This window comes from Ruegeria sp. AN6, assembly GCF_056540425.1.
In genome coordinates, this window is the sequence record NZ_JBQFWR010000011.1 from 1 (window position 1) to 20,020 (window position 20,020).

Annotated in this window: 17 protein-coding genes and 1 pseudogene; 7 read left to right on the forward strand and 11 right to left on the reverse strand. The window is 52.9% G+C overall.

Going from position 1 to position 20,020, the window contains the following annotated elements:
• Window positions 1–141: 141 nt before the first annotated feature.
• The 3 genes and pseudogenes from ACR0MQ_RS16200 to ACR0MQ_RS16210 form a co-directional block, all read right to left on the reverse strand.
• The gene (locus tag ACR0MQ_RS16200; RefSeq protein WP_480609351.1) at window positions 142–2,118 is read right to left on the reverse strand and encodes a bifunctional 2',3'-cyclic-nucleotide 2'-phosphodiesterase/3'-nucleotidase; all 1,977 of its coding nucleotides are present in this window, start codon (window positions 2,116–2,118) and stop codon (window positions 142–144) included.
• Window positions 2,119–2,377: 259 nt separating this feature from the next.
• Window positions 2,378–3,058 (reverse strand): LysR substrate-binding domain-containing protein, encoded by a 681-nt coding sequence (locus ACR0MQ_RS16205; protein ID WP_480609577.1) that lies wholly within the window; start codon window positions 3,056–3,058, stop codon window positions 2,378–2,380.
• Window positions 3,059–3,112: 54 nt separating this feature from the next.
• Window positions 3,113–3,292, reverse strand: a pseudogene (locus tag ACR0MQ_RS16210) (helix-turn-helix domain-containing protein); the annotation flags it as partial.
• Window positions 3,293–3,473: 181 nt separating this feature from the next.
• Here ACR0MQ_RS16210 and ugpB point away from each other — a divergent pair.
• From ugpB to ACR0MQ_RS16230, 4 genes are read left to right on the forward strand one after another with little or no spacing between them, the layout of a single operon-like run.
• Window positions 3,474–4,784, forward strand: coding sequence for a sn-glycerol-3-phosphate ABC transporter substrate-binding protein UgpB (gene ugpB / locus ACR0MQ_RS16215; RefSeq protein ID WP_010443485.1), 1,311 nt, complete (start codon window positions 3,474–3,476; stop codon window positions 4,782–4,784).
• Between the two features lie 57 nt (window positions 4,785–4,841).
• Window positions 4,842–5,723: a sn-glycerol-3-phosphate ABC transporter permease UgpA gene (gene ugpA, locus ACR0MQ_RS16220; RefSeq protein ID WP_010443484.1), complete on the forward strand. Its 882-nt coding sequence runs from the start codon at window positions 4,842–4,844 to the stop codon at window positions 5,721–5,723.
• Window positions 5,724–5,743: 20 nt separating this feature from the next.
• On the forward strand, window positions 5,744–6,580 hold the full coding sequence (gene ugpE / locus ACR0MQ_RS16225) for a sn-glycerol-3-phosphate ABC transporter permease UgpE (RefSeq protein ID WP_010443483.1): 837 nt from the start codon (window positions 5,744–5,746) through the stop codon (window positions 6,578–6,580).
• A gap of 3 nt (window positions 6,581–6,583) precedes the next feature.
• Window positions 6,584–7,639 carry a sn-glycerol-3-phosphate import ATP-binding protein UgpC gene (locus ACR0MQ_RS16230; RefSeq protein ID WP_480609353.1) on the forward strand — a complete coding sequence of 352 codons (1,056 nt, stop codon included), beginning with the start codon at window positions 6,584–6,586 and terminating at the stop codon, window positions 7,637–7,639.
• Between the two features lie 60 nt (window positions 7,640–7,699).
• Here ACR0MQ_RS16230 and ACR0MQ_RS16235 read toward each other — a convergent pair whose 3' ends face one another.
• From ACR0MQ_RS16235 to ACR0MQ_RS16265, 7 genes are all read right to left on the reverse strand, one after another.
• On the reverse strand, window positions 7,700–8,632 hold the full coding sequence (locus ACR0MQ_RS16235) for a phosphotransferase enzyme family protein (RefSeq protein WP_480609355.1): 933 nt from the start codon (window positions 8,630–8,632) through the stop codon (window positions 7,700–7,702).
• Window positions 8,629–9,918, reverse strand: a complete 1,290-nt coding sequence (locus ACR0MQ_RS16240) for an aspartate aminotransferase family protein (RefSeq protein WP_480609357.1) — start codon at window positions 9,916–9,918, stop codon at window positions 8,629–8,631. Before ACR0MQ_RS16240 ends, ACR0MQ_RS16235 begins: the two co-directional genes overlap by 4 nt.
• A 20-nt stretch (window positions 9,919–9,938) precedes the next feature.
• Entirely contained in the window at window positions 9,939–11,174 is a 1,236-nt protein-coding gene (locus ACR0MQ_RS16245) for a Tm-1-like ATP-binding domain-containing protein (RefSeq protein ID WP_480609359.1), read from the reverse strand.
• 26 nt (window positions 11,175–11,200) lie between these two features.
• Entirely contained in the window at window positions 11,201–12,685 is a 1,485-nt protein-coding gene (locus ACR0MQ_RS16250; protein WP_480609580.1) for an aldehyde dehydrogenase, read from the reverse strand.
• Window positions 12,686–12,692: 7 nt separating this feature from the next.
• Window positions 12,693–14,225: a tripartite tricarboxylate transporter permease gene (locus tag ACR0MQ_RS16255; RefSeq protein WP_480609361.1), complete on the reverse strand. Its 1,533-nt coding sequence runs from the start codon at window positions 14,223–14,225 to the stop codon at window positions 12,693–12,695.
• Between the two features lie 8 nt (window positions 14,226–14,233).
• Window positions 14,234–14,770 carry a tripartite tricarboxylate transporter TctB family protein gene (locus tag ACR0MQ_RS16260; protein ID WP_480609363.1) on the reverse strand — a complete coding sequence of 179 codons (537 nt, stop codon included), beginning with the start codon at window positions 14,768–14,770 and terminating at the stop codon, window positions 14,234–14,236.
• A gap of 62 nt (window positions 14,771–14,832) precedes the next feature.
• Entirely contained in the window at window positions 14,833–15,765 is a 933-nt protein-coding gene (locus tag ACR0MQ_RS16265; RefSeq protein ID WP_170703645.1) for a tripartite tricarboxylate transporter substrate binding protein, read from the reverse strand.
• A gap of 124 nt (window positions 15,766–15,889) precedes the next feature.
• Between ACR0MQ_RS16265 and ACR0MQ_RS16270 the strand changes: the two genes are divergently transcribed.
• Both ACR0MQ_RS16270 and ACR0MQ_RS16275 read left to right on the forward strand, forming a co-directional pair.
• The gene (locus ACR0MQ_RS16270) at window positions 15,890–16,675 is read left to right on the forward strand and encodes an IclR family transcriptional regulator (protein ID WP_480609365.1); all 786 of its coding nucleotides are present in this window, start codon (window positions 15,890–15,892) and stop codon (window positions 16,673–16,675) included.
• Window positions 16,676–16,700: 25 nt separating this feature from the next.
• Complete coding sequence (locus ACR0MQ_RS16275; RefSeq protein ID WP_480609367.1) at window positions 16,701–18,053, forward strand: aminotransferase class III-fold pyridoxal phosphate-dependent enzyme; 1,353 nt, start codon at window positions 16,701–16,703, stop codon at window positions 18,051–18,053.
• Window positions 18,054–18,088: 35 nt separating this feature from the next.
• On the opposite strand, the gene hpaR is transcribed toward ACR0MQ_RS16275, so the two are convergent.
• Window positions 18,089–18,529: a homoprotocatechuate degradation operon regulator HpaR gene (gene hpaR, locus ACR0MQ_RS16280; RefSeq protein ID WP_010443472.1), complete on the reverse strand. Its 441-nt coding sequence runs from the start codon at window positions 18,527–18,529 to the stop codon at window positions 18,089–18,091.
• Window positions 18,530–18,860: 331 nt separating this feature from the next.
• On the opposite strand from hpaR, the gene ACR0MQ_RS16285 reads away from it, so the two are divergent.
• The gene (locus ACR0MQ_RS16285; RefSeq protein ID WP_480609370.1) at window positions 18,861–20,015 is read left to right on the forward strand and encodes a glycosyltransferase family 2 protein; all 1,155 of its coding nucleotides are present in this window, start codon (window positions 18,861–18,863) and stop codon (window positions 20,013–20,015) included.
• The last annotated feature ends 5 nt before the right edge of the window (window positions 20,016–20,020 follow it).

Here is a 20,020-nt window from a genome sequence, read left to right on the forward strand (position 1 = left end):
CCCCGTCAACCGCGTCGACAACGCATACGGTGACAGAAACCTCATCTGCACATGCCCTCCAATGTCAGAATACGAAGAAGCCGCAGAGTAAATTCTCAGAACCCCCGCCAAAAAAGCGGGGGTTTTTTAATCTCGTACAGGTCAGAGCTTAATGCGGAACGCTGCAAAGCCATCTGCACCTTCTCCCGCATCTTCGATGACAACGCCTTTAACATCATTCATGTAGTCCCGCGCTTTTGGCCCGGTTTCAAACAATACGGTCGTGTCGGTGAGCGGCGCAAATGACCAGTTGGCATCTGCTTTAGGATCAATTGTACCCTGCTCGACAATATAGCGGACGATGACATCCCGGTTGGTGTCCGGAGCCTCAAAAACAACTGTGTCACCCTTTGCGCCGGGGAAAGAGCCCCCGCCCGATGCTCGGTAGTTATTGGTGGCGATAATGAACTCCATGTCATCCGTGACCGGTGCACCATTAAAGGCAAGGTTCACGATCCGGGCTGCATCTGGATTAAGTTCTTCGCCTTTTGGACCAAAGCGGGACGGCTGTGAAAGGTCGATCTGATAGGTCACACCGTCCATCACATCGAAATTAAATGATGGGAATTCCGGGTTCAGCAGGATCGCGTCTTCGGAACCTACTTCAACCTGATTGAACATGCCCGCCGACCGTTCCAGCCAGCCTCGAACCTGCGCACCGTTTACACGCACGGCACGAACTGTGTTTGGATAAAGATAAAGATCGGCCACGTTCTTGATCGCAACGTCACCGACGGGAACATCAGTGTAGTATTCCGGGCCGCCACGGCCGCCAGCCTTGAATGGCGCCGCTGCCGAAAGGATTGGCAGACCCTCGTGCTCGGTGCCTTTCATCATCTCTTCGACATACCATTTCTGCGCGATCGAAACGATCTGCACAGACGGGTCATCAGCGACCAACGCGAAATAGCTGTGCAATGGTGCCGAAGTCTTACCCACAGCACGGCGGACGTAGGCCAGCGTTTCGTCGTGATCTTTCGCCACCGAGTCGAGAACCTTTTGATCATCTCCGACCAGCGCAGTTACTGACCGATCTTCGTTGCGTTTGGAGATCGGCCGCGCCTCGGAAGTGGTGGTGACCACACGCCAGGCGTTACCATCTCGTTCCAGCAACAGATCAAGCAGGCCAAGATGCGATCCCCAGAATCCACCCATGACGGCGGGCTTACCCATCAAAGTTCCGGTTTCCACGTCAATACCGGGACGGTCCGCAAATGTTGGAGATGGGAAGACCAAATGGTTGTGCCCGGTGACCAAGGCATCGATACCGTCAACACCGGCAAGAACGACCGAGGCATTCTCCATTCCTTCCGAATGATCGGCCTCACCTATACCTGAATGCGAAAGTGCTATGATCAGATCACAGCCTTGCTCTTTCATCTCGGGTACGTAAGCCTGCGCTGTCTCGACGATATCGCGGGCTTCGACATTGCCTTCAAGGTGTTTGCGATCCCAATTCATGACCTGCGGCGGAGTGAAACCGATGACGCCGATCTTGATCGGATGTTTGGAGCCGTCCCCCATTTCAATCTCGCGATCAAGAATGGCATAGGGCTTCACCAGAGTTTCGTCATCGCGCGGGCTGGCCCCTTTTTTCTTGGCAATATTGGCCAGAACTACTGGGAAGTCGGCCCCAGCAAGCGCTTTATCAAGAAACTCCAGACCATAGTTGAACTCGTGGTTGCCCAAGGTGGCAGCATCGTAGCCGACCGTGTTGAATGCAGTGATAATCGGGTGGCTGTCACCCGCCTTCATTCCACGCTCATAGGCGATATAGTCACCCATCGGATTGCCCTGCAGAAAGTCGCCGTTATCGACAAGGATTGAGTTAGTCGCCTCTGAGCGGATGTCGTTGATAATAGATGCCGTGCGTGACAGGCCCACGGTGTCCCGTGGTTTATCTGCGTAGTAATCATAAGGGAAAACATGCACATGGATGTCTGTTGTTTCCATGATCCTCAGATGAGCCTGGTTGTTGGCAGCAGACGCAGAGAACGGATGCAGAGTAATCGCAGCTGCACTGGCTGTCGTTGTGGCAAGAAACTTACGGCGAGAGAGCTTACTGCTGGAAAAGGGCATATCACACCTTTCTGGAAATATGTTCGAAACGCTTTGTAGATGGCGATTGTAACAAAGATGAATAAAGATCACCTAAGTCGATCAAGCATCGAACTATGGTTAAGATTAACGATACTGTGCCGACAAACCCTATGAGCGTAAAGCTCATCAAGGTCTCAATTTGGAATTTATTTTGTGGCATTAGCCAGACCAAAACTGATGAAGCGCAGGCAGGTATCTGGCAAATCGACGAACACCCAGAATTACAAGTGCTTAGCGATCAGCGCATAATCGATTTGACGCGAAACGGGTTCAAGCTTTCGCTGAACTGTTCAATAAATTCCAAAGTTACCAAAGATGGTTGTTTCAATATGGGGCGCACTAAGGAAAGTGTATGAGGTAACACCGGTACGAATGGCCTGTAGCACAGTCCAAGATGGGCATATTGAACCGCATCCAGTTCGCTCACCACTGAGACTCCCACGCCTCTTAAGGCGAGTTCACAGGCTGCAGTAAATTGCCTGACCTCGATGTGAGAGTTCAGTGAGATATTTGCGCTTTGGAACGCTTTCGATAGGCGCGCAAAAAAGTCGCTATCACGACGGGTGTGAATAACTTTCTCGCTCTCAAGCTCTTTGGGTGTAACTTCCGAAACGCTTTCCAGCTCGTGACCGCTTGGAAACACACAAACCGTGCGTAAGTGCACATCTGTATTTTGCACGGCCGGGTGGCTGATAAAACTGTCGGTGATCCCAAAATCATATTGCTCACCGATCATCCATTCAAGAATGCGCTCGGGCCGATCCGGCTCAATTGTCATGGTGACGCCGGGGCGGTCTTTCAGAAATTCGGCGACAACTTTTGGCAGGTGGCTGGTTGCAAATCCGGGCAGGCAAGCGACGCGAATATGTCCCGCCTTTCGTTGCGTGATGTCCTGACTGACGTCGGTGATCTGCTTCATCAGTTCCAGAACACGCTCTACGCTGGGCTGCAAATACCGAACTTCCTGAGTCGGCACTAACCGCCCCTCGCGACGATCAAAAAGCTGAAACCCAAGTGACTTCTCCAGATCAGATATTAATCGGCTCACAGCTGGCTGACTGACCCCAAGATCAGTGGCTGCAGAAGTGATCGATCCATTGGTCGTCACTGCCATAAGGGCTTCAAGCTGTCTGATTCTCAGGGTTTGCCGCATGTTTGAACTAGTATTTCCCAATTTTTCGCTCACGAATATAATGCCGTGTTATTTTTTTTATCAATACTAAGGTCTTGAATTATATTTCTGTAACGCTAACGTCGTGAAATCGTCATGTGTGCCGTTTACCCGTAGCGGTCGGTATTCAACGAAGCATCGAACCTGATGCATGGGAGGAATCATGAAAAAGAGATTTTTCGGCGCTCTCGCCGTAGCAACCGCCTTGTCCCCTGTAGCGGCAATGGCTCAAACCGAAGTCCAGTTCTGGCACGCCTTTACCGGCCGTCTTGGTGATCTGGTGAAAGCCCAGGTTGAAGAATTCAACGCCAGCCAGGACGAGTTTGTCGTGGTTGAAAGCCACAAAGGTAATTACTCGGAAACGCTGAATGCAGGTATCGCCGCGTTCCGCGCTGGCGAACAGCCCCACATTCTGATGGTATTCGAAGTTGGCACCGCAACAATGATGTCGGCTGAAGGCGCCATCAAACCAGTCTATGAAGTGATGGCCGAAAGTGGCGCGTCATTTGATCCCGACGCGTATATCGGCGCTGTAAAAGGGTATTATACCACTACCGATGGCGACATGTTGTCATTGCCCTTTAACTCTTCCACACCCGTTCTTTGGGTCAATCGCGATGCGATGGAGGCAGCAGGAGTCGATCCTGATACCGATCTTTCCACTTGGGAAAAAGTTGGCGAGGTTCTTGATCAATTAAAGGCAGGCGGTGAAGAATGTCCGCTTGTCACTGCTTGGCAAAGCTGGGTTCACCTGGAAAACATGTCAGCCTATCACGATGTACCATTTGCATCGAAAGATAATGGTTTTGCCGGTCTGGACACCGAATTGATGCTGAATGGTCCGGTGCAAGTGGCCCACCTAAGCGCAATGGGTGATTGGGCCAAGGACGGGAAATTCATCTACACCGGTCGCAGAAACGAAGGTGGAGCCAACTTCCGGGCCGGAGAATGCGCCTTGTTCACAGAAAGCTCGGCGGGTTACGCGGGCATCAGCTCGGAAGCTGAGTTCGATTTTGACGTACGGCCCCTGCCCTATTGGGAAGGTGTCACAGCCGAACCTCAGAACACCATTATCGGTGGTGCCTCTCTGTGGGTGATGGAAGGGCACGACCCCGAAGCCTACAAAGGAGTTGGAGAGTTCCTGAGCTTCCTGTCATCGTCAGATGTACAGGCCAATTGGCACCAGAATACCGGCTATCTTCCGATTACTGCTGAAGCGGGAGATGCAACCCGCGCGGCAGGATTCTATGAAGACAATCCCGGCACAGATATCGCGGTAATCCAGATGACTGCGAAAGAACCAACCGCAAACTCAAAAGGTCTGCGTTTGGGGTCATTCGACCAGATTCGCGGAATCATTGACGAAGAGCTCGAGGCCATCTGGTCTGGTGACAAAACGGCTCAGGAAGCGATGGACAGCGCTAAGGAACGTGGCGACGCGTTGTTGCGCCGGTTTGAATCAGCCAATCAATAAAAATGATATCATGCGGGCCTTTAACGGCCCGCATTTCTTTTTTGGTGGGACACTAAATTGGAAAAACGCGTCACCTTTCGGGGTTGGTTGCTGCCCCTGCTTCTGATCGCACCTCAGGTGATCGTCTCTGCCATATTTTTCTTCTATCCAGCGGCGCAGGCAATCTGGCAGTCGCTGTTTATTCCTGACCCGTTCGGGCTGTCATCTCAATTCGTCGGGCTCGGCAACTTTGAATTCCTTCTCAGCGACAAATTCTATCGTGCATCCTTCTTAACAACGGCGATCTTTTCGACGCTTGTCACCTTGTGCTCGATGATTCCGGCACTTTTTCTTGCAGTCATTGCCGACAGGTTGATCAAAGGCTCAGGTGTTTACCGTACCTTGTTAATCTGGCCCTACGCAGTCGCACCAGCTGTTGCTGGTGTGCTTTGGCTTTTCATGTTCAACACACGCGTCGGAGTTGTTTCCTGGTATCTTGGCCAACTCGGCTATGATTGGAACCACGTTCTGAATGACGCCGAAGCAATGGGGCTGGTCGTTGTCGCATCCGCGTGGGGGCGCATCAGTTATAACTTTTTGTTTTTCTTTGCGGCGCTACAATCCGTGCCAAAGTCAGTCATCGAGGCAGCCGCAATCGATGGGGCGCATTTCTGGCGCCGGTTCTTCACAATTGTTTTGCCACTGCTGTCGCCAACGGCCTTCTTTTTGCTGGTGGTCAACGTCGTCTATGCGTTTTTTGAGACATTCGGTGTTATCCACACAATCACCGGAGGTGGTCCGCAACAAGCCACAACGATCCTGGTCTACAAGGTGTTTTCCGATGGGTTCGTCGGGCAAGATCTCGGGTCTTCGTCGGCACAATCCGTCATCCTATTGATCGTGGTTGGTTTGCTAACGGTGATCCAGTTCAAATACGTCGAAAAAAGGGTGCATTACTGATGGCGGCCCAGCAACACGGAATGGTCGAGAAACGAGGCGCGGGTATCTGGCTAACCCACGCCTTTATGGTCCTGGGCGTCCTGATCATATTCTTTCCGATCTGGCTGGCTTTTGTTGCCTCAACAGTATCCCAGCCTGAAATCGTCTCGCCCCCTATGCCGATCTGGCCGGGTGATCAATTTTGGGAGAACTACCGAGCAGCCCTTTTTGCCGGAGTAAACGTGCCCGTCGCTACCATGCTGTTCAACAGTCTGGTGATGGCTATCGGTATTGCCGTTGGCAAGATTGTGATCTCACTTCTGTCGGCCTTTGCAATCGTCTACTTCCGCTTCCCGGGGCGAACGACCTTTTTCTGGCTGATCTTTCTGACACTGATGTTACCTGTCGAAGTGCGGATTGTTCCAACATTCGAAGTTGTGGCCGGTTTTGGTATGCTAAACAGCTATTACGGGCTGATTTTCCCATTGATCGCGTCAGCCACTGCCACTTTCCTGTTCCGGCAATTCTTTCTGACAATCCCGGATGAACTTGCTGAAGCGGCGCGGGTAGACGGTGCGCGGCCGATGCGGTTTTTCGTCGACATTGTAGTGCCGATGAGCAGAACCAACATCGCGGCCTTGTTCGTCATTCTCTTCATTTATGGCTGGAACCAATACTTATGGCCGTTGCTCATTACCACGGATCCCGAGATGAATACCATTGTGATGGGCATCAAACAGATGTTCCCATCCGGCGATGATGTGGCCGAATGGCCCGTCATCATGGCAACTTCGATACTGGCCATGATCCCGCCGGTTATTGTGGTGGTGTCGATGCAAAAACTGTTTGTTCGCGGCCTTGTCGATAGCGAGAAGTAAGAAATGGCAACTGTAACCCTAGAAAACGTCAAAAAGAGCTTTGGCACCACAGACGTCATTCATGGTATCGACATTGATATCGCAGACGGCGAATTCATCGTTATCGTCGGGCCTTCAGGATGCGGCAAATCCACACTTTTGCGCATGGTGGCAGGTCTTGAAACCGTGACTTCGGGTGAAATCCGCATCGGAGACGAGCGGGCAAATGACAAAGAACCGATGGATCGGGATATCGCGATGGTATTCCAAAACTATGCGCTATACCCGCATATGTCTGTACGCCAGAACATGGGATATGGACTAAAAATTGCCGGGTTACCTAAGGCGGAGATCGATCAAAAGGTGACCGAAGCAGCCAAGCTGTTGCAATTGGAACCCTTGCTAGACCGAAAGCCCAGACAATTGTCGGGCGGGCAGCGGCAGCGGGTTGCAATGGGACGCGCCATCGTTCGTGAACCAGCCGTGTTTCTTTTTGATGAACCGCTTTCGAACCTTGATGCGAAACTACGCGTTCAAATGCGCCTGGAGATCCGCGAGCTTCAGGAAAAGCTGGGGATTACGTCCCTGTATGTCACACATGATCAGGTCGAAGCCATGACGATGGCAGACAGAATGATCGTAATGAACGGCGGGATCGCCGAGCAAATCGGTACACCTCTGGACGTCTATGAAACCCCGCAGACCCTGTTCGCGGCTCAATTCATCGGCAGTCCCGCGATGAATATCTTTGACGCGCAGCGTGTAGGTGGAGTGATCAAAATTGAAGACGTGGAAATTGGTCCATCTCAAGGCCCAGATACCTCGGTAAAACTGGGAATCCGGCCAGAACACCTGTCAATGGATGAAAATGGCCCGCTGGAAGCCGCAATTCAGATGGCTGAACCTTTGGGCGCAAATACGCTGCTACACGGTCGCCTGACAGGCAGCCAAGATGTGATCACGGCCAGCCTCCCCGGCGTACACCCAATCGAAGGGCGGCATCCTGCGGTAAGGTTCTCGGTCGCCCCCGAGCAGATGCATCTGTTTGATCCGGATACCGGTAAGCGACTTGAGGTTTGATGGCCCTCTGGGCGGTTTTATGGTCGTTGGTCACTCAATATGTCGGTGCACAAAGCACCCCTAACCCAGATACCGAAGCGCAAGCTTGCGTGTTGTATCAATGAATCTCTGATTTCGGAGTTCAGAGCCTTCTTCCGACAGTTTGTCGATTACCCAACCCACGTAGGTCGCCGCACGCAGCAATAAAAAGAGATCAAGCGCGCTGTCATCCAGGGGTCGTTCAGACCGGTAACCAGCAAGCAAAGCCTCTTTTAATTCAGGATAGTCTGGCTCCTGCAAATTCTTGAGTAATGTCGTAGCCAGATCAAACAGGCGAAACCCAAAGCCACTGTCGTCAAAATCAATGAGTTGAAGACGATCTCCATCGACCAGAATGTTTTCGCGCACCAAATCCGCATGGATCAGACCGTAGTCCAACGTATCTTCCAGTTGGGTCAATTCGGTCGCCATCTTTCCGCGCAAAGCCTCAAACAATTCGCGGTCCTCGACAGACAAAGTCGGGTTTTCCCAGAATCTGCCCCACAACGGGTTATCCCCCAGCAGACCATTCCGATCCCAGGAACATCTGTCAAAATCGTCAGGCAACACCCACCTGTCCGAAACGTCATGCAACCGTGCCATTTCACGCCCGATGTCTAGGAATAGTGAGGATCGGGCTTTTATCTCCAGCGGCTGACCCGTTGTGCCCATTGGCGCACCGTTCAGCCAGGACAAAAGGTCAATTTGGACCCCATCAACGATATGCAGAAAATCTCCTGTCGCCGAGGCAATCGGTGCTGGCACATGTAGTCCGCCGCGCGATACCGCATCCATCCACTGTAGTTCCGATCGCAATTCCTCATTGGTACGATACCCCGCTCGATGCAATCGCAGCGCATAACAGGAATCGTTTATATCGACACGGAACACCTGATTTTCACGGGCCGCGATCAAATGGTAAGATGCACCCTGCATCCCCCATAGCTCCAACGCCCGATTAACCGCCAAACTCATGCGTCTAGCGGAGTTTTGGCCAGAACTTCGTCCAGCGTATCAAACAAAAGATCTGCGTTCTCGATCGAGAACGGCATCGGTGGACGTATCTTCAGCGTGTTCTTATGCCGCCCCAGCTTTGAGTGAATGACGCCGCGTTCACGCATGCCATTGATTACCCGATCTGTGAATGCACTGGCAGGTTGCTTCGTTTCCCGATCCAGTACCATCTCGGCGCCGAAAATCAGACCTGAACCGCGTACGTCACCAATGAACTCATGCTTTTTCGCTAATCGAGTCATCCTCATACGAGCGTGCGCGCCGACTTTTCTGGCGTTTTCAAGCAGGTGCTTGTCCTCGATTTCTTCCAATACGGCCATGGCTGCAGCGCAAGAGACCGGGTTGCCCCCGAACGTATTGAAATAGCGATAACCTTTTCTGAATGTTCCCAGGATTTCCGAGTTGGTGACAACCCCTCCGATCGGATGGCCATTCCCCATCGGTTTACCCAATGTCATGACATCCGGCACCACGCCCATCTTCTGATGCGCCCACATATGCGTGCCTGTACGACCAAACCCGGATTGAACTTCGTCGCAAATCAGCAGTCCACCCGCCTTATGCACAACCTCGGCAGTAGGCTTCAGCCAACCGTCCGGATTATCCGGGAAACCTTCGTTCAGAAAATACGGGCAGACAACCAATGCGGCAAACCCGATACCTGATTTTTCATGCTCGGCAATCTGTTCAGCTACAGATTCTGCAAATCTCATTCCCTCGGGATCAGGGTTGCGATAGCTGTCTGGCGCACCGACAAAACGAAAAAATTGACCAAGGCCAAACCCAACCGTCGGAACGTTTGATTTGCTAAGCTGGCTGACGAGTGAGGTATTGCCATGATAAGTCGCATCTGTTGCGATGATTCCACGCTTGCCGGTCATACTTTCGGCCATTCGCAAGGCAATATCGTTGGCCTCGGAACCAGTGCAGGTCAGAATGGCGGTATCCAGATGGTCATCCACGGTGCTGGTCAGCTTTTCGACATAGTTGAGAATGCCGTCATGAAGATAACGCGTATGAGTGTTCAGTGTACTGGCCTGACGACAAATCGCATCGACCACGCGCGGGTTGCAATGCCCAACATGTGGCACATTGTTGTAGCAATCCAGATACTTGCGCCCGTCGGCGTCCCACAGCCAAACACCCTCGCCCTTCACGATGTGAACTGGGTTGTCATAAAATGTGGAGACATTCGGACCCAGCAGTCGGGCGCGATCTGCGATCAACTCAGCGTTCGATCTGGTCAATTTTTACCCTCCAGATGAGGTTACACTTTGCGCACAACGCCCTCAGCGACCCATTCGTCGAACTGTGCGAGAACGGCATCCGCAAAGGCCTGATCATTGATGTGCGCGTCAATCTCGGTTGTATTTACGACTGCAGGCATCACATTACGTGCCTCGTCAATCAGGGCGGCAAGACCCTCGGGATCGTGCGCCTCCTGACCCTCACGATCCCATTCCTCAACTCCACCAACCGGTAGGAAGAAATGGGTCGGACCAGTGGCTTGTTCAAGACGTTTTGCCATCTCCCGGATACCGTTGCGACGCTCATCGGCGTTGAACACGGCACTCTTTATCAGGCGGTTATGCTCGTGGAACGGGCGGTCGGAAAACTGCGGGGGGATGTCTTGCCAACCCGCAAAATCCAGCAAGTCCAGCGCGCCCGGAGCAACCATTTGCGGAATTCCCACCCGGCCCGCATTGGTCAGGCGATCTTCGCCTGATGAGACCAGCGAGCCCGCCAACATATTGGCAAATTCCTGCATGCAGAAATCCATCACGCACGCAAAGGCGTCTTCGCCCGCGAGCTTTTCGAACGCCATACCCCCCATCCCAGTCGAATGAAAAACGGCCACATCAAAACCGCGGGCTTCCAGCTCCGGTTTCAGGATCTTCATGTAGCGCAAACAGCTTGAACCCAGTGACGTCATACCCACCACCGGGCGTTCGGACTTTGGTGGCTCAACAGCACGCGCTGCACCAAGTACAGCCCCCGCAGCCTGCGAAAGAGAGGAACGACAGATCGCGTTCATCCCGTACAGGCCTCCGGCCCATAAGATCATCTGGATGTCTGGTGCTAAGCGATGTGGTGGGATCAATGGGGAAAAGCTGACGGTCGACACAATGTATTTAGGCACTCCCATGGGGATCGCTTGCGCACAATCGAGCGCCAAATCGGTTCCCATTGTTCCACCGGTTGCCAACATGGCATCAAAGCGCCCTTTGGACAGGGCGTCGCGAACGACTTTGGCGGCCCCTTCTGACATAACGCGAAAAGCCTTGTTTTCATCGCCCAACGCGATCACGTCTTCGATGGTCATATCGCATGCTGCAGCAACATCATGTTTGGAAATGTCCGTGGGTTGGGACGGGTCGCCCAATACGGAAACATCCATCGTCAGAACATTTCCCCCCTGCGCTACGATGCATTCCTCTAGATACCGCATCTCTAGGTCTTTGGTGTCGTAGGTCCCGATCAACAAAATGGTTTTGTCACCCATGGGGGCTCTCCTTTGAAGTTCCGGGATCAGAGTTGAATCCACGCTGTTTTCAAATCGCTGTATTTCTCCAGCGCATGAAGGGATTTGTCGTGGCCATTACCGGATTGCTTCACCCCACCCAAGGGAACAGTGAGATCCGAACCCCCATATGTGTTGACATGCACAACACCCGAACGGATGCCTGCCACCATCCGGTGCGCACGGCTGAGGTTAGATGTCCAGACACCAGCGGACAGTCCATATTCTGTTCTGTTGGCCAGTTGAATCGCCTCTTCCTCTGTTTCAAACGGGGTCACGGCCAGAACTGGGCCGAACACCTCGTTTCGAAACAGAGTGTCAGTCGCGCGGACTCCCGTCATAACGGTCGGGGCCATATAGTAACCACCAGTGTCCTTTAGAATTTGGTCACCACCAAGTTGTAGTTCAGCACCTTCCACCTGCGCCTTTTTGACAAATTCAAGGTTCGCATCCAATTCGGACTGGGAGTGCACCGCTCCAATGTGGTTGTTCAGGTCTAGAGGATCCCCGACCTGCATCGCTTCGGCGTTCTCGACTAACTCTGCGACAAAATCGTCATGAATATCTGCCTGAACAAGCAAACGTGACGCCGCAACGCAAATCTGACCTGAGTTCCGGAATATCCCCGCGGCTGACACTTTCGCCGCCTGCGCAAGATCAGTTGCATCATTGAATACGATATTCGGGGATTTTCCACCAAGTTCGAGGTAGCAACGTTTGAGGTTTGAACGCGCCGAATACTCAAGCAGCTTACGCCCCGTTGCGCCCGAACCCGTAAAAACAAGAATGTCCACATCCATCGACAGCGCCAGGGTCTCGCCCACGACCCGACCCGAGCCTGTGACGACGTTGAAAACGCCATCTGGAATACCCGCCTCGACCGCCAGTTCAGCCAGTTTCAACAGCGTCAAAGATGCGCTTTCCGCAGGCTTCAGAACTACCGAATTCCCCGCCGCCAGGGCCGGGGCCAGCTTCCACGCTCCGATCATCATCGGCATATTCCAAGGCACAATCGCCCCGACGACGCCGACCGGCGCATGGTGGATCAGCCCAAGGACATTTTCGGCAGTGGGCGCGATCTGGCCATAGACCTTGTCTATCGCCTCGGCGTAGTAGCGGAATGTTCCAGCCGCAGACATGGGTTCGGCCTTCATGGCCATCGTTATTTCGGTGCCATTGTCACGCACTCCCAGAACCGCAAGCTCCAGCGCATGCTTCTCGATCAGATCGGCAAGCTTCAGAAGGATTTTCTTACGCTCAGATGGTGCGCGCCGTGCCCAACGACCATCTTCAAAAGCCGCCCGCGCGGAAGCGATGGCCGCATCCATATCAAAAGGTGTACCCTCGGCAATCTGCGTCAGAACCTGACCATCAATCGGCGACAGAACATCGCGTGTTCTGCCTTCATTCGAAGGAACAGAACTCCCATTGATAAAATGGTTTCGGGGCGTCAACACCTTGCCGCGAAGAGCATCGATTTCTGACTGGATCATTAAAGGATTACCCTTGTTGGTTTGGGTGGTCGACATCAACAGGCTCAGCCGTAGGCTCGGGCCGCAACTTGTTTCTGAACTCGAAATACAGAGTGCGGAAATGAAGGATTAGGATCAGCAGTATCAGGCCAAACAAGATCGCTGCGATTGGCCGGTCGACAAAGTCGAGTGGGGTTTTCACCCGCGCCATGGCGCTACGAAGTTTCACCTCCATGATACCACCAAGAACCATTCCAAGAATGATTGGCACAATCGGCAAATCCAACCGTTTCAGAATAAGGCCAAAGACACCAAAACCCGCCGCAAGCGCACAATCTGTTATCGAGTTCCTCAGCGAATAAACACCAACAAAAGACAACACCAATATCATGATCCCCAGAAAGCGAGTTGGTATCTGGATAATCTTGAGAAGCAGGTTTGTCGAAAACAGCAGGAACACCAGAACGATAACATTCAACAAGATCAGCGCCATATACAGCGCCATCACAAAATCCATCTGAGATTCAAACAGCTGAGGGCCAGGAATGACGTTGTGGACATAAAACACCGACAGCATCATCGCCGTCAGCGCTTCACCCGGAATGCCCAACGCAAGCAGCGGGATCATCGCAGCACCCGGAACTGCGTTATTGGCCGCCTCGGATGCCACCAGTCCCTCGGGTGATCCATCGCCAAACTTATCGGGATCCTTCGAGGATTTCTGAGCATAGGTGTATGACAAAAACTGCGAGGTGAATTCGCCAGTGCCTGGCACCATACCCATGAGAACACCAATGCTTGAAGACACCGTCGCTACGCGCTTGATGCGCAAAAGCTCTTTCAAGCCCGCGAAAATGCTGCCACTGACATGCGTTTTACCGGGTGCATGGTTTTTTTCCAGAAGCAACAGCAACGCCTGACTGATCGCAAACAGGCCTAAAACCACAACGATCAAGTCGATACCTGAAGCAAGCCAACTTTGGTCAAATGTGAACCGACGCGTGTACTTGACCGGTTCCAAACCCACAGTGTTCAGAAAAACACCAAAGGCGGCCAGCATTCCCGCAGCGAATATTTGTCCGCGGTGGGCAAGCACCACCAAGATAATTCCCAGCAAAGCAGCTAGAAAAATTTCGCGGCTACCGAAATGCGGCGCAATCAAAGCCAGCACCGGCGACAGGATCATCAGACAGATGATCGAGAAGACCCCACCAAAGAACGAGGCCGAGTATGCCAGTGAGAGCGCCCGGTGCCCCTGCCCGCGTCTAGTCATGGGGTAACCGTCGTAAGTCGTCAGCGCGTTCACGGCCGTGCCTGGCGTGTTGATCAAAATCGCCGGGATTGCGCCGCCATACATGGACGACCCGTATATTCCGAGCAGCAATGTCAGACCGACAATCGGCTCAAAAGCAAATGTTGCTGGCAATAGAATTGCGATGGCAACGGGTGCACCTACTCCGGGAAGCGCACCTATTATGACCCCGCCGATTGACCCGATCAGCAGCGCAATAATTACCTGCCATTGCGCCAGGATCGAAAGACCAGAAAATAGAGTTTCCATTTCGAACCTCAGAGATATGTCAGCGCAAAGGCGCGAACGCTGTCGGGCAGATATTCATAAACAGCACCAGCAGGGATTTTGACCTGCAGGAAGCCTCGGAAAATGACAGTGACAAAAACGCCGAACAAAGCCGCGATACCGACTGTTCTCGCGTCCCGAAACCCAGTTCGTAACGCCAGAAAAACAGCAAACAAAACGGTCGAAGGCAGGTATCCCAAAATGGGAACCAGCATCACGTAAACCAAAAAATATGCGATATATTCAAACGATCGCACCCAGAACCCGACTTCTGTCCAGCGACCAAGAAGACGGGGAGACATGGCTGAGCTCAGCCAGTGAAGGAACCCAAAGATGACCATCGCCCAGAGCGAGATCATTGGCCAGAGGTTAGGCTGGGCAAACCATTTGGTCCGCTTTACGGCTTTGGTCTGCTCTCCCAATTGCGTCAGAAGAAAAACCGAAAAACCAAGGAAGAGCACTGCGAATACAACATCACCAGGTCGGCGATACCGTTTGAACATGTCCTGTAAGGTCTTCGCGATCATCTAAACCCCTCCCCTGATTGAAAAAGGCCCGGCAGATTTGATGCTGCCGGGCCAGTTTCATGTTATTCGCCCAGAATCTCTTCGATTTTGGCGAACGAGGCTTTGTCTTGTTCGATCTGTGCGTTGGACGCATCTGGATCCTGCCAGTAGATCAGCGCACCCGTTTCCTCGGCAAGCTGCTTGGCCTTATCGGAACTCAGGGCCTTTTGCGCGGCTGCGGTGATCTTTTCACGTGCATCGGCTGGAGTGTCTTTGTGCACGAACAGACCGTTCCAAAGTGCCAAAGGCAGATCAGGGTTAAGTTCAACAACGGTTGGCGTGTCAGGAACCAGCGATATCCGCTCTCCTCCGATGCTGGCCAGGACGTTCACCTGATCCAAGCAGGGAAGTATGAGTTGAAGCGTTGTGTTGATCACATCCACGTCGCCCGAAGCCAATGTGTTGCAGTCCAGTGCGTCGAAAGCGGCTTCGCTCGCGAAATCAAACCCGCTGCTGACAGCGGCTGCAAATGTCACCTGTGTGGGTGGCAATACAGAGCCGAAATGCCCCAAGGCAACGTCGTTTTCCTTACCGTGCTCTACCAGTTCCGCCCAAGTCGAGAAGGGCGCATCCTTGCTGGATGCGATCACAAATGGGTAGGTCAGAAAAATGCCAATCGGGTCAAACGGATTGGGGTTCAACTCGGGAATACCAATGTCGGGGCCGATCACCGGTACGCCTATGACGAAAGAGCCGACTGTGTATCCATCTGCCGGAGCTGTTGCCACTTCAACTGCGCCAGGGAATGGTCCGCCGCCACCACCGGGCTTGTTAACCACCGCTGCGGGAACACCGTACATCGCCTGAAATTCGTCGGCGATAAGGCGGGTAAGCACATCCTCAAGGTCACCCGGTGGCCATGGCACAACAAAAGAAACGGGTTTTTCAGGATATTCAGCCAAAACAGCGCTGGCACTTAGGGCCATTGCTGCGGCAGTAGCCATGAATTTTTTCATTACGTCCTCCCAAGCGGTTCATATATTGAAACACAGTATCAATTTTTTTATTGCTGTGTTAAGCTTTATTGTTGCTGTGTTAAGCTCTTTCTGTCAAGATAATTGTGAAACAAAGGACTGAATCATGGGGACTGCACTGAAAGTACTGAAACTTTTGGATAGCTTTTCTCTGCAACAACCCGAGCTTGGGTTGTCGCAGATTGCTCGGATGAATCAGATCAACAAGGCAACTGCACTGCGGTATCTGACGAATCTGGCCGACTACGGCATGGTCGAACAGGATCCGCAATCCAAACTGTACTCTATCGGAACTGCCCCCCTGCGACTGGCCAATCTAAGAGAGGCTGCCAAGCCTCGATTGACTGCGGCCCGAACGATAATGAAGGCGCAGGTGCAGCAAGTGCAGGAAACGATGCACATGTCGCTGCTGAAGTCGGACCAACTTCAGACCTCTCTGGTTGAAGAGACACAGGCCCATTCGGTGCGCGTTAGTATTGGCGCTTCGGAGGTTCTGCCCCTGCATGCCACTGCTTCGGGTATCGTTTCTTTGGCGTTTGGTTCTGACACTTTGCTGAAACACGTCTTAGATGGGGCGCTTCCAGCCTATTCCGAACACACACTGACAGCCTCCGATCATCTGAAAGAACTGGTCGAAGCGACAAGGATCAAAGGTTGGTGTGAAAGTGTGAGTGGCTACGAAACCGGCGTTCATGGAATAGCCGCACCAATCTTTGGCGAGGACCAGATCGCGATTGGAGCCATCGCTTGCGTCATACCTCAGCCCCGGTTCACACCAAAGCTGAGGAGCGCTGTGCTCAATGCGCTGAGTATTGCCTCCAAAGAAATTACGTCAATCTACGGCGGCCTGTTTCCGGCCAGCTACCGCCTGGATCTGTCGCAATCCACTTGATACCGACCCGACGACGGAGAGAGCCATGAAAGACTCAAACTTCCTGAAAGAAAACAACGCGCGATATTTCTGGCATCCGATGGCCCACCCGGCGGACAGTCAGAAAAATCCTCCCACTATCCTAAATGGCGGTGAAGGGGTCAGCATTGTGGATGTTGATGGTCACCGGGCACTGGATGCAGTCGGTGGACTGTGGAACGTGAATCTGGGCTATTCCTGCGAACCAGTAAAGCAGGCCATCGCAGACCAACTGAACGCCCTGCCCTACTATTCGACTTTCCGCGGGACCAGCAACGACAAGGCAATCGAACTATCCTATGAGCTTGCGCAGTTCTTTAAACCTGATGGCCTGACACGCGCGTTTTTCACGTCGGGCGGTTCGGACTCGGTAGAGATCGCCCTGAAAATGGCCCGCCAATACCACAAAATTCGCGGTGAGGCCGGGCGCACCAAGTTCATCAGTCTGAAACAGAGTTATCACGGCACGCACTTTGCAGCCGCATCGGTCAATGGAAATCAAAAATTCCGCGCAGCCTACGAACCCATGTTGCCCGGGTGTTTTCACGTCCCTGCCCCATGGACCTATCGCAACCCGTTTGATGAGACCGATCCAGAACGGCTAGCGCAGCTTTGTGTAAATGCACTGGAAGCCGAAATCGCGTTTCAGGGGGCAAACACCGTGGCCGCGTTCATCATGGAACCCGTTCTCGGCGCAGGGGGAGTGATCCCACCACATCGCAGCTTCATGCCCATGGTGCGCGAAGTTTGCTCAAAACACGGGATATTGTTGATTTCAGACGAGATCATCACCGCCTTTGGTCGCACAGGAAGCGAAAGCGGTGCACGGCATTGGGGCGTAAAACCGGACATAATGACGACGGCCAAGGCGATTACGAATGGCTATTTTCCCTTCGGTGCTGCGATGATTTCTGGCGCAGTGGCCGAGGTGTTTGAAACCGATACAACTGGTCTGGCGTCGATTGATCAAGGGTATACATATTCGGGCCATCCAGTCGGCGCGGCGGCAGCACTTGCCGCACTGTCCGAAATTAACCGCCTTCGGGTCTGGGAAAACGCCGCCGCACGCGGAGACGAACTCTTTTCCGGATTGCAAAATCTGACCGAAAAATATGACGTCATCGGTGACGTGCGTGGGGGTGAGGGCCTCATGTGTGCGCTGGAATTGGTCTCAGACCGCGAAACAAAGGCACCGATCGCGAAACACTTGCCTCTGCAGGTACAAAAAACAGCCTATGAAGACGGTGTAATGGTTCGTGTGTCCGGCAATAACATCATCCTGTCACCGCCTCTGGTGATCACTTCGGAAGATGTGGCCAAAATCCTCTCGGCGCTTGATACCGGACTGGCCAGTCTCTGACTTGTCTACTGACCTCGTTTTTTCCCAGGACGGGGTCAGACTTTAACCTCTTGCAGCTCCTCGAGAAGATCCAGAAGTTGATCTAGCTTTTCACGTCCAAGCTGCGCTTCGATATTGTTCGATATTGCAAGCGATGTGGCGAGATTGTTCTCTAATATCATTCGACCCGCGTCGGTGATCTGCACCATAGTCCGGCGCTTGTCCTCATTGTCTTGACGGCGTGTAATCTGCCCGTCTGCCTCCATCGTCCGTAGAATACGGGTCACACTGGGTAAAAGCAGGCAGGCCTCATGCGCAATTGCGCTTTGCTCCACCTCTCCCAACTCATCCAGTACGCGCAGAATTCGCCATTTCTGTTCAGTCAGGCGAATCCCCTGCAGCATATCCCGGATGGGTGCCATAACAGTTTCACGCGCGCGCAAAAGCGCAATTGGAAGAGATCGGGCGGTACTTTTGGTATGAGACTGAGTATTCATATGACCTTCTTAATCGTCAATTCCTGGTTTGCAAAGTTTAACAAGGCAAGTTCCTGCGACCGTGCCTGTTATTGTAAATTTATCTCTAACTAGCGCCCGCCGCTTCGGAGAATTTCCAGCAAGCCCTTTCAAGCGAAATGTTCCAACTGCGGCCAGTAAAGGCCACGATTTGGACACTATTATGGCTATTATCTTTTATTGTTGATGTTACGATCCGCTTTGGGAGCTATCTGAACCATGGCGCCAGCCGAAAACTCGGTCGTTATCGTTATGCCTTGCCTGAACGAGGCGGGGAACGATTTCTTCCTGTGTAATCAGAGCGCAACAAGCCTTGCAGATACTCGCTGAGCGATGCCAGCTATCAGGCGAAGTAATCGTTGCAGACAATGGCAGCACGGACGGCAGTCAAGCCCTAGCTGAAAAGGCCGGCGCCCGAGTCGTAAACATTCAAGAACCCGGTTATGGCGCTGCGCTTATCGGTGGTTTTGCGGCAAGCGACGCCACGTATCTGGTGATGGGCGACAGCGATTGTTCCTATGATTTCGTCGAAGCGGTTCCGATGATCGAAAAGTTGATGAATGGTGCCGAATTATGCATGGGCAATCGGTTTCGTGGCGAAATCAAGCCAGGCGCAATGCCCTGGAAAAACCGTTATATTGGCAACCCGGCCTTGTCGGGCATTCTTAGAATTTTGTTTCGCACTGGTATCGGTGACGCCCATTGTGGCATCCGCGCCATCCGGCGAGAGGCATTGGAGCGGCTCAACCTATCTTCAACCGGGATGGAATTTGCTTCCGAGATGCTGCTGAAATCTGTGCTGCGGAAGCTGAATATAGCCGAGGTTCCTGTAACCTTGTCCCCTGACGGACGCGGCAGGGCACCACATTTAAATCCGTGGAGAGATGGGCTTCGGCACCTGATAAACATGTTCTTGCTCAGCCCAACCTGGCTGTTTCTGGTGCCTGCACTGGTCCCGTTCCTCGCAGGATTTGCAATCACCGTTCTACTGCAACTTAGCGGAGATCAGGAAATGGCGCTGATCGGTGGCTTCAGGATCGGCGATCACTGGGCCGTCGCGGCGAGTGCGGCCATGGTCTTGGCCTTTCAGACGGTGGTGCTGTGGCTAGCGGCACTGATGTGCAGCTATCGGGATGGGCTACGACTGCCAACAGAACGCGCTCGGGTATTGTTGGGATGTTCGCGCTTGCAATATTGGACTCTGGCCGGGCTTGTCCTTACATTTGGCGGCTTAATCTGGGCGGCCACTATCACCCCTGGCTGGATTGCCTCGGACTTTGCGGCATTGAACGAGATGCGCACTTTGATCGCTGCGTTCACGATGATTGTTATTGGGGTGCAAACGTTTTTTTCCGGGTTCTTGCTGTCTATGATTGCGGGCAATCGCTCGCGTCATTCAGCGGTTCTACCCGAACGAGGGAATGTCTCTGCCAATCCCGATCTAATGGCGTTGAACCAACCAACATGATCTTC